Genomic DNA, 17,326 nt, shown 5'->3' with positions numbered 1-17,326 from the left:
TCAACTACCCGGGGCGCCGGACGCGTTGCGCGCTGCGCCCCCACCACAGGATCGAACCGATGAGCCAACTGTCCCCCCTGCTGATCGAACTGGGCACCGAGGAACTGCCGGTCAAGGCGCTGCCGGGCTTGGCCCAGGCGTTCTTCGACGGTGTCGTCGAAGGCCTGCGCAAGCGCGGCGTCGCGCTGGAACTGGGCGATGCGCGCCCGCTGTCGACCCCGCGCCGACTGGCCGTGCTGCTGCCGGGCGTCGGCCTGGAACAGCCGGAGCAGCACAGCGAAGTGCTGGGCCCGTACCTGAACATTGCGCTGGACGCCGAAGGCCAGCCGACCAAGGCGTTGCAGGGCTTCGCCGCCAAGGCCGGGATCGACTGGACCGCGCTGGAGAAGACCACCGACAACAAGGGCGAGCGCTTCGTGCACCGCGCGGTGACCCCGGGCGCGAGCACCGCCAGCCTGCTGCCGGAGATCCTGCGCGAGGCGATCGCGGCGATGCCGATTCCCAAGCCGATGCGCTGGGGCGACCACGTCTGGGGCTTCGCGCGCCCGGCGCACTGGCTGGTGCTGCTGCACGGCGCCAATGTGGTCGAGGCCGAACTGTTCGGCCTGCAGGCCGGCCGCGTCAGCCGTGGCCATCGCTTCCACCATGATCAGGCGGTGTCGCTGGCGCAGCCGCAGGACTACGTTGAAGCGCTGCGCGCCGCGTTCGTGCTGGTCGACCCGAGCGAGCGCCGCGCGCGCATCGTCGCCGAGGTCGAGGCCGCTGCGGCCAAGGCCGGTGGCAGCGCCCGCATCACCGACGACAACCTGGAGCAGGTGGTGAACCTGGTCGAATGGCCGTCGGCGGTGCTGTGCAGCTTCGAGCCCGCGTTCCTGGCGGTGCCGCAGGAAGCGCTGATCGAGACGATGGAGATCAACCAGAAGTTCTTCCCGGTGCTGGATGCCGCAGGCACGCTGACCGAGAAGTTCATCGGCATCGCCAACATCGAATCGAAGAACGTGGCCGAAGTGGCCAAGGGCTACGAGCGGGTGATCCGTCCGCGTTTCGCCGATGCCAAGTTCTTCTTCGACGAGGACCTGAAGCAGGGCCTGGTGTCGATGGGTGAGGGGCTGAAGACGGTGACCTACCAGGCCAAGCTGGGCAGCGTGGCCGACAAGGTGGCGCGCGTGGCTGCATTGGCCGAAGTGATCGCACCCCAGGTTGGCGCCGATGCCGCGCAGGCCAGGCGGGCTGCCGAACTGGCCAAGAACGACCTGCAGTCGCGCATGGTCAACGAGTTCCCGGAGCTGCAGGGCATCGCCGGCCGCCACTACGCCGTGGCCGGTGGCGAATCGGCCGAGGTGGCGCTGGCCATCGACGAGGCCTACCAGCCGCGCTTCGGTGGTGATGACATCGCGCTGTCGCCGCTGGGCAAGGTGCTGGCGATTGCCGAGCGCGTCGACACGCTGGCCGGTGGCTTCGCCGCAGGCCTGAAGCCGACCGGCAACAAGGACCCGTTCGCGCTGCGCCGCAACGCGCTGGGCCTGGCCCGCACGATCATCGAAAGCGGCTTCGAGCTGGACCTGCGCGCGCTGCTGGCCAGCGCCAACGCCGGCCTGGCCGCACGCAACGTGCAGGCCGACGTTGGCGAGCTGTACGACTTCATCCTGGACCGCCTGAAGGGCTACTACAGCGACAAGGGCGTGCCGGTCACGCACTTCAACGCAGTGGCCGAGCTGAAGCCGGTTTCGCTGTACGACTTCGACCGCCGCCTGGATGCGATCGGCACCTTCGCCGCGCTGCCGGAAGCCGAGGCACTGGCAGCGGCCAACAAGCGCATCCGCAATATCCTGCGCAAGGCCGAGGGCGACATTCCGGCCCAGATCGACCCGGCACTGCTGCAGGAAGACGCCGAGCGCGCGCTGGCTGAAGCGGTCACCGCGGCCATCGACGACACCGGCGCCAGCCTGCATCAGAAGGATTACGTGGCGGTGCTGGCGCGCCTGGCCCGCCTGCGCCCGCAGGTCGACGCGTTCTTCGATGGCGTGATGGTCAATGCGGAAGATCCGGCGCTGCGTGGCAACCGCCTGGCGCTGCTGACGATGCTGGGCGAGCGCCTGGGCAAGGTGGCAGCGATCGAGCATCTGTCGAGCTGATGCCCGTATCGGTAGTGCCGGCCGCTGGCCGGCATTGCCACCGCGCATCGCATCGACCTGTGGATTGCCGGCCAGCGGCCGGCACTACCGGAACACCGTCGGCGGATGTCCATCGGGGTCATCGCCGGCATCGCGCACGATGCCGGCATCCTCGGCTGCGATCACGAGGATCGCCACAAAGGCGCGTATTTTGACCGCCACTTAACAACCGATCCCGAATGACGTGATGCATTTCGCATCGTCACCTTCGGTCGGTATGCTGTGCCGCATGCAGCCAAAGAAATACGCCCTGCCGCTGATGGTCCTGTCGCTGGCCGCCACCTCCGTGGCCAACGCGCGCGGCACCATCGACAAGGTGGACATCAAGGGATTGGACAAGGGCGACGACGCCGCGATCATCGAGAACATCCAGGAATCGCTGTCGCTGTACGACACGATCGGCAAGGAACAGGGCGAATCGCGCCTGGAGTACCTGCTGTCACAGGCCGAGCGGCAGACCCGCCAGGCACTGGAGCCCTTCGGGTACTACAACCCGGTGATCAAGGTCGAGGCGCCGCGCGAGGACGAGCATGTGCGGGTGCTGATCCATGTCGACAAGGGCACCCCGGTGACCGTGCGCCGTGAGCACATCGACATCACCGGGCCGGCGATGTATGACCAGTACCTGCAGGACGACCTGGCCGCATTCAAGCCCCGCAAGGGCCAGCGCTTCGAGCACACGCAGTACGAAGCCAGCAAGATCACCATCACCCGTCGCCTGGCCGAGCGTGGCTACTTCGATGCCGACTACACCCAGCGCCAGGTGCAGATCACCCGCGCCGACAACGCGGCCGACATCGACCTGACCTGGGACAGCGGCCGCCGCTACAACATGGGGCCGGTGCGTTTCGAGCAGGATTACTTCGTCGACAAGCTGTTCGACCCGCTGGTGTACTGGGAACAGGGCAGCTACTTCCACGAGGGCAAGCTGGATCGGCTGCGCGAGTCGCTGACCAAGCTGGACTACTTCAGCGTGATCGACATCCAGCCACGGCCCGACCAGGCCGATGCCAACGGCGAAGTGCCGGTGGATGTGAAGCTGACCCGCGCCAAGCGCACCATCTATACCGCGGGTCTGAGCTACGGCAGCGAGAGTGGCCCGGGTGTGCGCGGCGGCATCGAGCGGCGGTTCCTGAACAACCGCGGGCACAAGATGAACACGCAGCTGGACTATGCGCAGAAGCGCAAGAGCCTGGTGACCAGCTACCGCATCCCCGCCTTCAACTGGCTTGACGGCTGGTACACCTTCGCCGCCAGTGCGTATGACGAGCAGACCGATTACATCGACCTGCGCAACTTCAAGCTGATCGCCAGCCGCAGCGGCGAGATCAACGAGCACTGGACCGCGATCGCCTCGATCAACGCACTGCGCGAGCGTTGGCGCTATGCCTCCGGCACTGAATTCACCGATGCCGTCTACAACACCTCGACGCTGGTGTACCCGCAGATGGTTGCCGACTATGTCAACGTCGACGACGAGATGTTCCCGCGCAAGGGCATCAGCGGTACTGCGACGATGCGCGCCGGCGTTGAAGGTGCCGGCTCGGACACCAGCTTCGTGCAGGCCAACGCCGTGCTGCGCTGGTACATCCCGGTGGGTGAAAGCAACCGCCTGATCCTGCGCGGCGAGGGGGGTACCACCTGGACCAGCGATCTGGTGGCGATGCCGCCGAGCCTGCGCTACTTCGCGGGCGGTGACCGCAGCATCCGCGGTTACGCCTACCGCGAAGTCGGCCCGCGCACACCCAAACCCGACAAATACGCGCTGGGCGCCAAGAACCTGGTGATCGGCTCGGCCGAGTACGAGCACTACTTCAATGGCGGCCCGTGGGGCGCGGCGGTGTTCGTCGATACCGGCAGCGCATTCGACAACACCATTGATCTGCACACCGGCGTCGGCTTCGGCGTGCGCTGGAAATCGCCGGTGGGCCCGGTGCGCGTGGATATCGCGCATGGCCTGAACAACCCGGATTCGCAGTTCCAGCTTTACCTCAACATCGGAGCGGACCTGTGAGCACGCCCGCACCCACCCCGAACGCGCCGCCGCCGCGCGTGCGTTTCTACCGCCGCCGCCGCTTCTGGGCGTGGTCCGGCGTGGGCGTGATCGGCCTGGTGCTGCTGGCGTTGCTGGCGGTGTACTGGCTGCTGCAGACCGTGGCCGGCCGCGATGTGCTGCTGGCACAGGTGGTGGCGCGGCTGCCGGTGGGCGCCAGCTTCACCTGGGACAAGGTGGACGGCCCGGTGGCCGGTCCGCTGACCCTGTACAACGTCGACTTCCGCTACGACGACATCCATTTCCACGCCGAGCGCGCGCACCTGGAGCCGGACCTGCGTCCGCTGCTGGGCCGCAAGCTGCTGCTGGACAAGCTGGAGCTGACCAACGCCACGCTGAACCTGGCCAAGAGTGACGAGCCGTTCAAGCTGCCGTCGTGGCCCGATTCGCTGCCGCAGATCGAAATGCCGCTGGCGATCCAGGCCGATGCCATTGCCATCGACGGCTTCCGCATCAGCCAGGCCAACGAGCCGGTGATCGACATCAGCCGTGTGCGTGGTGGCATCGAGATCGCCAACGGCGAGTTCCAGGCGCACAAACTGGTCGTGGACAGCGACATGGGCAATTTCACCGCCCAGGGCCGCTACATCCCGGCCAAGGACTACGACACCGACGTGACCGTCACCGCAGTGTTGCCGGCCCCGCGTGGCCGTACCGCAGCGACGGTGGGGCTGGTGGCACGCGGTGACCTGTCGCACATGGAAGTGGCCGTAGCCGGGCGCGCGCCGAAGCCGCTGCATGCGATGCTGGTGTTCGATGGCCGCACCGATCCGAGCTGGAGCGCCAGCATCCGCAGCGACGAACTGGATCTGGCGCTGCTGTCGCCGGCACTGGCCAGCTCGGCGATCGCACCACTCGCACTGGACTTCACCGCGGCTGGCAAGGGCGGCAACGCCAACCTGCGTGGCAAGGTGAAGCAGGGTGATCAGGAGCTGGAGCTGGCACCGTCGGTGGTGTCGCTGCAGGACCAGGTGCTGAAGGTGTCGCCCCTGCTGGTGAAAGGGCTTGGCGGTGAGGCACGGCTGGAAGGCACCGCCGACTTCAGCCAGGAAGACCAGCAGAAACTCAATTTCTCGGTGGTCGCCCATGACCTGACCTACGTGCCGGCGCCCGATCCGAACACGGCCGGCAGCGCACCGGTGCCGGTCACCCTGAAGGAAGCGCGCTTCGGCCTGGCCGGTACCTTGAAGGCGTGGGCCGCGATCGGCCGTGCCGATGTCGAACGCGAAAAGCAGAAGGCACAGCTGCAGTTCGACGTACGCGGCAATGACCAGGCCGCGTCGATCCACCAGCTGCAGGCGCAGACGCCGGGTGGGCAGCTGCAGGTGGAAGGCCAGGTGGCGTGGGCACCGCAGCTGGACTGGGATGCCAAGGCCACGCTGAAGGACTTCGACCCCGGCTATTTCGTGCCGGGCTGGAACGGCCGCCTGTCCGGCAACCTGGCCTCCAAGGGCCGCCAGCTGCCGCCGCCGGCAAACGCGCCGCCGGGCACGGCCGGCACGCTGGAAGCCACCGTCGACCTGCCGTCGCTGAAGGGCATCCTGCGCCAGCGCAATCTCGACGCACAGGGCAAGTTCGCGTTGCAGGGCGCGCAGGGCCAGGGCGACCTGAAGCTGTCGCTGGGCAGCAGCCGGGTGACCGCGTCGGGCAAGGTGGGTGATCGCCTCGACATCGACGCGCGTTTCGAACCGCTGCAGCTGAGCGATCTGCTGCCCGGCGCCGATGGCGGCCTGCGTGGACAGGTACAGGTGAAGGGCCCGCGCGATGCGCCGGACATCACTGCCGACCTGGTCGGCAACAACCTCAACTGGGACGGCTACGGCGCCGAGAGCGTGAGCATCAAGGGCCACCTGCCATGGCGCGGCGACAGCGGCACGCTGGCGGTGCAGGGCCAGCAGGTCAACGCCGGCATGCTGCTGGAACGCTTGAACGTGGATGCGCAGGGCAGTGTCTCCAACCTGCGCCTGGCGGCGCAGACCCGCAACGAGATGGGCGCGATCGAGCTGCAGGGCAGCGTCCGCCAGCAGGGCGCGCAGTGGCGCGGCGAACTGGCGTCGCTGCGTATCGCACCGGTGAAGGGCGATGCCTGGTCGTTGCGTGCACCGGCGGCGTTCGCGATCAACGGCAGCACCTACACCCTGTCCGAAGCCTGCCTGGCCGCGGCCAGCAGCGGCGCGCTGTGCGCACAGGCCAACTGGCCGCGTGAGGGCCTGGTGGTGCGCAGTGATGCGCTGCCGCTGGCGCTGGTGCAGCCGTGGCTGCCGCCGCAGTCCGGCCGCCGCATCTACCTGCGTGGCGATGTCAGCCTGGATGCGCAGATCCGCCCGCGTGGCAATGCCTGGGAAGGCCATGTAGAGGTGCGCTCGAAGGAAGGCGGCGTGCGCCTGGGCGAGAACCGCAACACCGTGGGGGATACCACCCGCGGCGAGCTGGTGCGTTATGACCAGTTCTCGCTCAAGCTCGACATGACCCCGGCCAGCATCAAGGGCTACCTGGGCATGGGCTTCCAGGGCAACGGCTTCGTCGATGCCAGGATGCAGACCGGCTGGGAGGCCAGTGCGCCGCTGAACGGCGAGCTCTACCTCAACATGTCGCGGCTGTACTGGCTGGAGCTGTTCTCGCCGGACATCGTGCGCCCGACCGGCCTGATCGAAGGCCACGTCAGCCTGCGCGGTACGCGCGGGCAGCCGTCGCTGGGCGGCGACGCGCAGCTGAGCAACTTCAAGGGCGAATTCCCCGCGCTGGGCCTGACCTTCGACCAGGGCAAGGGCAGCTTCGTGGCCCAGCCTGACGGTTCGGCAAAGATCACCGCGCAGGCCAACTCGGGCCAGGGCACGCTGTACGTGGATGGTGGCCTGTCGTGGTTTGGTGATGCACAGCCGCTGCAGCTGAAGATCCACGGCGAGAACGTGCTGCTGTCCAACACCAGCGAGCTGCGCATCGTCGCCAACCCCAACCTCGGCTTCACCCTGGCCAAGGCGGCGATGGAGCTGCGCGGCACCGTGCACGTGCCCGAGGCCGACATCGATCTCGAACGCCTGGATCGTGGCACCTCGGTGTCCGAGGACGTGGTGGTGCTGGACCCGGCCGACCCGGAAGAGTCGCGCACCTCGCCGCTGGACATGGACCTGACCGTCAGCCTTGGCGACAAGGTCAAGATGACCGGCTTCGGCCTGAAGGGCGCGCTGACCGGCAAGATGCAGGTCTGGGCCAAGCCTGGCCGCGAAATGACCGCCAATGGTGGCCTGGAAGTGAGTGGTCGCTACAAGGCATACGGGCAGGACCTGACCATCACCCGTGGCAACCTCACCTGGAACTACAACGCGGTGTCCGACCCGCGCATCAACATCCGTGCCGAGCGCCGGATCGGTGATGTCACCGCCGGCATCGACGTGACCGGGCGTGCACAGCAGCCGCGCGCGGACGTGTGGTCCGAGCCGGCGATGTCGCAGTCCGAGGCACTGGCCTACCTGGTGCTGGGGCGCAGCCTGACCGGTGCCAGCAGCGACCAGGCCCAGCAGGTCAACGCGGCCTCGGCGGCGCTCTCGGCTGGCAGCGGCCTGCTGGCGTCGCAGCTGGGCGCCAAGCTGGGCCTGGACGATGCCGGCGTGAGCCAGTCGCGCGCGCTGGGTGGCTCGGTGATCGGGGTCGGCAAGTACATCTCGCCCAAGCTGTACGTCGGCTACGGCGTGTCGCTGGTCGGTGCCGGTTCGGTGATCACGCTGAAGTACCTGCTGCGTCGTGGCTTCGACGTGGAAGTGGAGTCGAGCACGGTGGAAAACCGTGGGTCGATCAACTGGCGGCGGGAGAAATAACCCGCCGCACATGGATGCATCATTGCGGCGATCTGCGCCGCAGCACCTGGGTGCGGGCCCAATAGCCCAGCACGATCACCAGCCCCAACCAGGGAAAAATCAGGCCGGGAATCATGCTGACGCGGTCCAGGGCGCCATGGTCGGCCATACCGAGCCGCTGGCGCTGCGTGGTGGTACCGATGAATGCCACCAACCAGAGCGCGAACACCAGTCCACGAGCCAACAGGATCCCAGACATATCCGGGAACGACTCATGCTGGAACAGCAGCAGAAGGCCGGCACCGACAACGACAGTAACTGGAAGCGAGGCGACCTGCCGCCAGCTTCCAGCCGCAACCGGGTTCACCTGCCAGCTGATCAGCATCCGTAATCCGCAGATCAGGTACCAGCCGAATGGAATCAGCAGCGTGCCGATCGCGAGGCTGAGCGCGGCCTTCGCACCGCCGGTCATGCCGCCCTCGGTGGAGGCCAGTGGCCAGCTGTTGATCACGCCGACCAGGCAGATCGTGCCGCACAGCAGGCCGGCCAACCAGGCCCGAAGGGCGGCCACCTGCGAACGCAGAGGATCCTGACGGCTGCCGAAGCGACTCCAGAACGCCACCTGCGTGGCGGACAGGCCTGGCGGCAGCTCACGATCGGGCCAGTAACGCAGTGCCGCCAACGTCAGCACCGTGATGTCGGGTCGCGACCACGGCAGCGACTCCAGCAGGTTGCGCCAGCGGCTGCGCGGGCGGCGCAACCGGTCCAGTACCGGGCGCATATCCGGGCGCACGATGGAGGTGTCCAGCCGCGAAACATGCCACGCCAGGCGCTGCCGGCCCGCATCCGTGAGCATCCAGGCCTGATCGCAGCGACGCACGATCCGCTGCAGATCCTCGGCATCGAGTCCGTTGCCGATATCATCCCAGCCGAAGCTGCTGGCCACGTGCTCGACCACCTCCCGCGGCAGAGGCGGGGACGCCTCGCGCAGTTGCTCCAGCAGGGACGCCGCGATGAGCGGCTTGTCATGCAGGGACCATAGCTCGGGTTGAGCCTGCAGCCAGGTTTCCAGCGCGGGCACGGTCGTGTCATCGTCGCTGCCCCGGGCAGCTGCAGCCAGTCGGATCAGGATGGCCGCGACCATCTGATCCACTGAACGCAGTGGCGATCGCTCGCCGTCGCCAGCAGGGGCGAGCGTGGGCTGCGGTGCCAGGGCGTGCGCCGTTGGTAACGCGTCAGGCCCGTGCGGATCGCTCTGCGACGGCTCTACCACCTTGTCCAACCCGGTGTCGGCTGGCGGCATCGGTGTGGTCTGCACGATCCGGACAGGGTCATGGCCGTATGGCCCGTGTTCCTGCTCCAGCTGGCGATCCAGCGCGATCGCTGCGTGTATCGCATCGATATGTGCACGCGACGCCGGTTCCAGCGATGGATCCTGCATCGGCGGCAAGGCGTGCTTGTCCTGATCGATGTCGAGGGGCTGAGCGCGTTGTTTCACCCATGACAACGCAGACTGGTAAGCCTCATGCAGGTGCTGGAACGCAACCGGATCATCGTCAGGCCGGGTTACCCGCAACAGCCTGGCGTAGGCTCGCTTGATCGCCCGCTCGTCAGCATCCTCGTCCAGTTCGAGGACGTCCAGCCCCCGCCTCATGCATCGATCTCCAGCGAATCCATGGCGTGGGTCAATTCCTCGCGGTGGCGTTCGATACGGGCCAGGTCCTGGCTCTCCAGCGCAGCATGGAACTGCGACAGCCATCTCTGCAGGGTATCGCGCTGGTCGAGGCACTCTTCGTAAAGCCGACCCAGTCGGGCCACTACGGCCAGGTTCGGTTGATCGTCGCGCGGATGCACTTTCAATGACTGCAGTGCCGCGAGCCGCTGCTGGATCTCGTCCGGTGACAGCAAGCCGGGGTTCTGTTCCAGGATCAGCTCATGCCGGGTCCCGCTGGCATGTTCGGTCACCTCCACCTGCAGCAATCCGTTGACGTCGTAGGTGAAGCGGGCAGTCACGCTTTTTGCCTGGGCCGGGCCCTTTCCCTTCAACGGAATGCGGATTTCACCCAGTTTGATGTTGAGGTCCACGGTGGGGCTTTCGCCCTGGTAGATGTCCAGTACCAGCTGTGTCTGTGCATCGTTGATTGGGCAGAAATCGTCCTCGCGGCTGACCGGCACCACGCTGTTGCGCTGGATGATCGGATGGAAGTAGCCGCCGCGCTCCTGGCCGGATGCATCGCGACGGCACACCTGTATGCCCAACGTATAGGGGCAGACATCGGTCAGCACGGTTTCGCGCAGTGACTGGTCGCGCGCTTTAAGGCCGGCCGCCACGGCCGCGCCCATGGCGATGGCTTGGTCCGGGTTGACATGCCGCAATGGCAGGCGACCGAACATGCGGGTTACCAGCCGGCTGATCATCGGCATGCGGACGGCACCGCCCACCAGCACGATGTCGTCCAGCGCCTCCGGCTTCAGGCGGGCATCACGGATGGCCCGTTCGATGGGCGCACGCATGCGCTGCAGCAGGGGGTCGCACAACTGCGCGTAGCGTGCCTCATCCAGCTGCCAGTCCAATTCGCGGCCTTCCAGGTTGAACTGCAGGTGGCCGCTGCCCTGTTGGCTCAGTTCGCGCTTGAACAGTTCCAGCCGGCGCAGCAGCTGTGCACGTTCGCCCGGGGCGATCATGGCCGCCCGCAGGCCCTGTTCGGCCAGCAACGCCTGCTCGAGCACCCGCAGGAAGTCTTCTCCGCCAAGGAAGTTGTCGCCGGCGCTGGCATGGACTTCCACCACACCTTCGAACAGCTCCAGGATGGAGACATCGAAGGTGCCACCGCCAAGGTCCAGTACCAGCACCCGAGCATCCTCCTCGCGCTGCTGCAGGCCATAGGACAGCGCGGCGGCGGTGGGTTCGTTGATCAGGCGCTCGACCCGGATGCCAGCCAGCTCGCCGGCGGCGCGGGTGGCCTTGCGCTGGGCGTCGGAAAAATACGCAGGCACGCTGATGACCGCTTCTTCCACTTTCTGCCCGAGCACGGCTTCCGCATCGGCCAGCAATGAACGCAGCACCAGCGCCGAAAGCTCCTCGGGACGGAATACGCGATCGCCCAGCCGGGTTTCACGGTTGCTGCCCATCCAGCGTTTGAAATGGGCCACGCTCTGATCAGGATGGCTGATCAGGCGATCGCGAGCGGGAGCACCCACCAGCACGATGTCGCCGTCGAGACTGACTACCGACGGGGTCAATAGCTCGCCATGGGCATTGGGGAACAGGCGCGGTCCATCCGACGAATGCACACCGATGAGCGAGTGCGTCGTGCCCAGGTCGATTCCAACAATCATCTGCTGACGTCCGTTGTGCAGGGAACCGCGATTGTAGGAGTGGCCCCGACCCCCTGACCATCGGGCGTTGCCCGACAGCGCCCCACGGGCTATGGTCCCGGGCTGTTCTGTCGTACCGGATTGCCTCATGTCATCACGCAAAGCCCTTCCCACCGCCCTGGCCCTGGGCCTGACCCTCGCCGCCGGTGCCCACGCCGATGAAGGCATGTGGATGCCGACGCAGCTGCCGGAACTGGCCAAGCCGCTGCAGGCCGCAGGTTTCAAGGGCAATCCGGCCGACCTGGCCAACGTCACTGCGCCGCCGCTGAGCGCCGTGGTGCGTGCCGGTGGCGGCACCGGTTCGTTCGTGTCCGCCGACGGCCTGCTGCTGACCAACCACCACGTGGCGATGGGCGTGATCCAGTACAACAGCTCGCCCGAGCACGACCTGATCACTGGTGGCTTCATCGCCAGGGACCGTGGCGACGAGCGCCCGGCCAACCCGGACTTCCGCGTGCTGGTCACCGTCGGCTTCGACAAGGTGACCGACCAGGTGCTGGCGCAGGCGCGTGGCAAGACCGGCCGCGCCTACTTCGATGCCGTCGATGCGGCCAGCAAGCAGATCGTGGCCGAGTGCGAGAAGGACGGCAGCGTGCGCTGCTCGGTGGCCAACATGTACTACGGCACCGACTTCTACCGCATCGCCCAGCTGGAACTGAGCGACGTGCGCCTGGTGTACGCGCCGCCGCGTGCGATCGGCAACTACGGCGATGAGATCGACAACTTCATGTGGCCGCGCCACACCGGCGACTTCACCCTGCTGCGCGCCTACGTGGGCAAGGACGGCAAGCCGGCCGCCTACAGCAAGGACAACGTGCCCTACCAGGCGCCGGCACACCTGCAGATGTCGGTGGAAGGCCCGAAGGAAGGCGACTACGCGATGCTGGCCGGTTACCCGGGCATCACCTACCGCCACCGTACCGCGGCCGAATTCGCCGGCCAGATCGATACCGTGCTGCCGCGCCGCGTATCGGTGTTCCAGCAGATGATCGACACCATCGAGGCCGCCAGCGCCAAGGATGCACAGGCGCGCACCCGCTATGCCTCGCAGCTGCAGTCGCTGAAGAACAACCGCAAGCGCGCTGCCGGTGAGCTGGAAGGCCTGCTGCGCAGCGACGCGAAGGCCCAGCGTGCCGCCGACGAGACGGCGATGCTGGCGGCCACCGACCGCAAGTACCAGGGCGACATCAAGGCACTGCTGGCCAACCTGTCGCAGGGTGCGGCGGTGGGCGAGCGTGACTTGCTGCTGGACCAGATGGCCGCGCAGAGCCAGCTGCTGCGTTCGGCGTTGCTGCTGGAGCGCCTGCGCGTCGAATCGGCCAAGCCGGACGCGCAGCGCGAGAGCGGTTTCCAGCAGCGCGACCAGGCGATGATCGAAGGCGTGCTCAAGCAGGTCCAGCGCCGTTACGCACCGGAGGTCGAGAAGGCGCTGCTGACCACCCTGCTGACCCGCTACCAGCAGCTGCCGGACGCGCAGCGCGTGGCCGAGTTCGACGCGGCCTTCGGCCGTACCCCGCAGCAGCTGGCCAAGGCGCTGGATACCCTGTATGCGGGCACCCAGCTGGGTGACGAGGCGCAGCGCCTGTCGCGCTTCGCTGCCGCACGCGAAGGCAAGGCGCTGGCCGCCGATCCGCTGATCGCCGTGGCCGGCCCGCTGGTGGCCGCGCAGCTGCGCATCGAGAACGAGAGCAAGACCCGCGAAGGCGAGCAGCTGCGCCTGCGCCCGGCGTACATGCAGGCGCTGTTCGCCTGGCGTGCCAAGCAGGGCCGCGCCGTGTACCCGGATGCCAACCGCACCCTGCGCATCAGCTACGGCAAGGTCGAGGCGCTGCACCCGCGCGATGGCGTGACCTACTCGCCGGTGACCACCGTGGCCGGCATCGTCGAGAAGAACACCAACGCCTATCCGTTCGATGCGCCCAAGCCGCTGCTGGCGGCGATTGCCAAGGGTGACTTCGGCAGCACCGCCGACCCGGCGCTGAAGACCCAGACGGTCAACTTCCTGACCAACCTGGATACCACCGGCGGCAACTCCGGCTCGCCGGTGCTCAACGCCAAGGGCGAACTGATCGGCCTGAACTTCGACAGCAACTGGGAATCGGTCAGCGCCAGCTGGTGGTTCGATCCGCGCTACAAGCGCGCCGTGCACGTGGACATGCGCTACCTGCGCTGGCTGCTGGCCAAGGTCTACCCGGCGCCCGAGCTGCTGAAGGAAATGGGCGTGCCGGCCCAATAACGCCGGTACCTGGCAGGTGCCCACCGCTTCCTGGTGGGTGCCCATTGATTCCCGGTAGGTGCCCACTGTCAGTGGGCGCGGATGTCCCCGTCACGACCAACGGTCGTGACCCACCAGACGGGCCAACGGTCGTGACCCACCGCCATGACCTACCCTCACGACCAACGGTCGTGATCTACTGGCCCCTGTTCCGACGGAAACGCACGCGTGGTCTCCAGCTGGATCCTGCTGCTGGTCTCGGTTGCCTATGCCGCGCTGCTGTTCGGCGTGGCGTGGTGGGGTGACCGCCGGCCGATGTATCCCGACCGGCCGTGGCTGCGGCCGGTGGTGTACAGCCTGGCGCTGGCCGTGTACTGCTCGTCGTGGACCTTCTACGGCGCGGTGGGTACCGCCGTGCGCAACGGCGTGGGCTACCTGCCGATCTATATCGGTCCGTTGCTGCTGCTGTTGTTCGGCTGGCGCATCATCGAGCGCCTGGCGCTGATCGCGCGCAGCCAGAACGTGGTCTCCATCGCCGATTTCATCTCCTCGCGCTTCGGCCGCTCGCGGCGGTTGGCGGCACTGGTGGCGATCATCGCCCTGATCGGCATCATTCCGTACCTTGCCCTGCAGTACAAAGCGGTGGCGATGAGCCTGCAGGTGCTGACCGGCAACAGCGGCCCGACCGGCTTCTTCACCGATCCGGCGCTGTACGTGGCGCTGCTGATGGCGCTGTTCGCCACCCTGTTCGGCACCCGCCAGGTCGACGCCACCGAGCACCACCACGGCATGATGCTGGCGATCGCCTTCGAATCGGTGATCAAGCTGCTGGCCATGCTGGCCGTGGGCGTGTTCGCCTACCTGTGGCTGAGCAACCGCACCGACGCGGTGGTCGAGTCGGTGCATACGCTGTTCACCGGCCTGCCGCCGGTGGGCTTCATCTCGCAGACCCTGCTCAGCTTCCTGGCCATCATCTGCCTGCCACGCCAGTTCCACGTGGCCGTGGTCGAGTGCGGTGACGTGCGCGACGTACGCCGCGCGCGCTGGATGTTCGGTGGCTACCTGGTAGTGATCTCGGGCATGGTGCTGCCGATCGCCACCGCCGGCGTGACCCTGTTCGGCACCGGCGGCAGCGTCGCCGACGACTCGATGGTGCTGGCCCTGCCGCTGGCCGAAGGCCGCAACGCGCTGGCGCTGATCGCCTATGTGGGCGGCTTCTCCGCCGCCACCGGCATGGTCATCGTCTCGTCCATCGCGCTGGCCACCATGGTCAGCAACGATCTGGTGATGCCGGTGCTGCTGCGTCGCAGCGGCGACCACCAGGAGGCGGCCGACGTCGCCTCGCGCGTGCTGTGGATCCGCCGCCTGGCGATCCTGCTGCTGGCGCTGATGGCCTACAGCTACTACCGCACCAGCAGCAACGACAGCACGCTGGCCTCGTACGGCCTGATGGCGTTCGCGGCGGTGGCGCAGTTCGCGCCCGGGCTGATCGGCGGCCTGTACTGGCGCGGCGCGAGCCGGCGTGGTGTCGAGGTGGGCATGCTGCTGGGCTTCGCCACCTGGCTGTACACACTGCTGCTGCCGGCGATGACCATGGCCGGCTGGGTCGATGCTGGCTGGGTGCAGCACGGCCCGTTCGGCATCGAGTGGCTGCGTCCGCAGCAGCTGTTCGGCATGACCGGCTGGGACCCCCTGACCCATGGGACGTTCTGGTCGCTGCTGGTCAATGCGGCGACGATGATGCTGGTGTCCGCACGCTGGCGGCCCGGTGTGGACGAGCGGCTGCGCGCCGCGCCGTTCCTCGACCCGTATGCCGAACGACCGTCGGTGGCGGGTGGTTGGCCGGGTCACGTGCATGTGGGCGATCTGCTGGCGCTGGCTTCGCGCGTGGTCGGCGAGCGCCACGCGCGGCGTTCGTTCTTCGAGCAGGCACAGTCACTGGGCCGCGAGCTGCAATCCTCGGCGCCGGCCGACCGGCCGTGGGTGCAGTTCACCGAACGCCTGCTGGCCGCGTCGATTGGTGCGGCCTCGGCGCGCCTGCTGCTGACCAGCCTGCTGCGTGGCTCGGGCATGGACCTGGGCGAAGTGGTGGCGGTGCTGGACGAAGCCGGGCAGGAACTGCGCTTCAACCGCGAGATCCTGTCGACCACGCTGGAGAACATCAGCGCCGGGGTCAGCGTGGTCGATCCGGACATGCGCCTGACCGCATGGAATCGTCGTTACCAGGACATGTTCGGCTACCCCGACGGCATGCTCTACGTAGGTCGCCCTGTGGCCGACCTGATCCGCTACAACGCCGAGCGCGGCGAGCTGGGCGAGGGTGATATCGAAGTGCAGATCAACCGACGCATCGGCTACATGCGCGCGGGGTCACCGCACGTGTTCGAGCGCACCCGCAGCGATGGCAAGGTGATCGAGATGCGTGGCCAGGCGCTGCCCGGCGGCGGTTACGTGACCAGCTACAACGACATCACCGACTACAAGCACGCGGAAAAGGCCCTGCTGGAAGCCAACGAAACGCTGGAACAGCGCGTCGCCGAGCGCTCGCACGAGGCCGAGGTCGCGCAGCAGTCGAAGACCCGCTTCCTGGCGGCGATCAGCCATGACGTGCTGCAGCCACTGAACGCCGCACGCCTGTTCGCTTCCGCGCTGCGCGACAGCGATCACGTGAGCGATGAGCAGAAGCACCTGGCCGAGCGTGTGGATGCGTCGTTGCGTGCGGCCGAAGAGCTGCTCGATGGTCTGCTGGATGTGTCGCGGCTGGATGCCGGTGGCCTGCACCCGGTGATCGGCGAGTTCGACGTGAGTGCGTTGATGCGCGAACTGGCCGCGCAGTACACCCCGGTCGCCGCCGGCCGTGGCCTGCGCCTGGACCTGTTCGCACGCCCGGCATGGGTGCGCAGTGACCGCCGCCTGCTGCGCCGCGTGCTTCAGAACTTCCTGGCCAACGCGCTGCGCTACACACGGCAGGGGCGCATCGTGCTGGCGGTACGCCAGCGCGGCGACGAAGTGGAGCTGCAGGTGTGGGATACCGGTCCCGGCATTCCCGAGCACCACATGCGGCAGATCTTCGACGAGTTCCACCGCTACCAGCAACCGTTCGATTGGGGTGAGCAGGGGTTGGGGCTGGGCCTGTCGATCTGCCAGCGCATCTCGCGTCTGCTTGACCATCGCCTCAATGCGCGCAGCCGGGTCGGCAAGGGATCGATGTTCTCGATCATCCTGCCGCGGGTCGCACCGCTGCCGGGCTACACCGAACTGGCCGCGCCGGTACAGGCCGTCGCCGCGCCGGTGCGCAGCGATTCGCTGGCGGGCCTGCGCGTGCTGTGCGTGGACAACGACGAGGAGATCCTCGACGGCATGCGTGCATTGCTTGGCCGTTGGCAGGTGCAGGTGATCACTGCCGCCACCGTCGACCAGGCGCTGGAGAAGATCGCCGAGCGCCCGCAGGTGATGCTGGTGGACTACCACCTGCACGACCGCATGGATGGCCTGGATGCGCTGGTGGCACTTCGCGAGGCTGCGGGCTACCCGTTGCCCGGCGCGCTGCTGACCGCCGATGGTCGCGACGAGTTGAAGCGGATGGCGCGCGAACGCGGCTACCGCGTGCTGACCAAGCCGATCAAGCCGGCCTCGCTGCGCGCCTTCCTGGGCGCGCTGCGCGACGCGCAGTAGTGCCGGCCGCTGGCCGGCAACCACGTAATCGCGGAAG

General features: G+C 67.4%; 7 protein-coding genes. 5 read left to right on the top strand and 2 right to left on the bottom strand.

Annotated features, from left to right (window positions below; translation table 11 throughout):
- Positions 1-59: 59 nt before the first annotated feature.
- From glyS to AC5P9N_RS11395, 3 genes are all read left to right on the top strand, one after another.
- Positions 60-2,135 (top strand): glycine--tRNA ligase subunit beta, encoded by a 2,076-nt coding sequence (glyS, locus tag AC5P9N_RS11405; protein ID WP_099485165.1) that lies wholly within the window; start codon positions 60-62, stop codon positions 2,133-2,135.
- A gap of 256 nt (positions 2,136-2,391) precedes the next feature.
- Positions 2,392-4,188, top strand: coding sequence for an autotransporter assembly complex protein TamA (locus AC5P9N_RS11400; protein ID WP_080356711.1), 1,797 nt, complete (start codon positions 2,392-2,394; stop codon positions 4,186-4,188).
- Positions 4,185-8,042, top strand: a complete 3,858-nt coding sequence (locus AC5P9N_RS11395) for a translocation/assembly module TamB domain-containing protein (RefSeq protein WP_049460643.1) — start codon at positions 4,185-4,187, stop codon at positions 8,040-8,042. Before AC5P9N_RS11400 ends, AC5P9N_RS11395 begins: the two co-directional genes overlap by 4 nt.
- Before the next feature lie 19 nt (positions 8,043-8,061).
- On the opposite strand, the gene AC5P9N_RS11390 is transcribed toward AC5P9N_RS11395, so the two are convergent.
- Together AC5P9N_RS11390 and AC5P9N_RS11385 are read right to left on the bottom strand one after the other, a co-directional pair.
- Complete coding sequence (locus AC5P9N_RS11390; protein ID WP_049418085.1) at positions 8,062-9,675, bottom strand: J domain-containing protein; 1,614 nt, start codon at positions 9,673-9,675, stop codon at positions 8,062-8,064.
- Positions 9,672-11,360, bottom strand: a complete 1,689-nt coding sequence (locus AC5P9N_RS11385; protein WP_099485164.1) for a molecular chaperone HscC — start codon at positions 11,358-11,360, stop codon at positions 9,672-9,674. The genes AC5P9N_RS11390 and AC5P9N_RS11385 overlap by 4 nt, the downstream gene beginning before the upstream one ends.
- A gap of 127 nt (positions 11,361-11,487) precedes the next feature.
- On the opposite strand from AC5P9N_RS11385, the gene AC5P9N_RS11380 reads away from it, so the two are divergent.
- Both AC5P9N_RS11380 and AC5P9N_RS11375 read left to right on the top strand, forming a co-directional pair.
- Complete coding sequence (locus tag AC5P9N_RS11380; RefSeq protein ID WP_099485163.1) at positions 11,488-13,635, top strand: S46 family peptidase; 2,148 nt, start codon at positions 11,488-11,490, stop codon at positions 13,633-13,635.
- 207 nt (positions 13,636-13,842) lie between these two features.
- Complete coding sequence (locus tag AC5P9N_RS11375) at positions 13,843-17,289, top strand: hybrid sensor histidine kinase/response regulator (RefSeq protein WP_099485162.1); 3,447 nt, start codon at positions 13,843-13,845, stop codon at positions 17,287-17,289.
- The last annotated feature ends 37 nt before the right edge of the window (positions 17,290-17,326 follow it).

The sequence above is a fragment of the Stenotrophomonas sp. YJH_SMC_6 genome, from assembly GCF_059371335.1.
The sequence above is the reverse complement of the archived record's forward strand: the minus strand, read 5'-3'. Positions and strand labels throughout refer to the sequence as shown.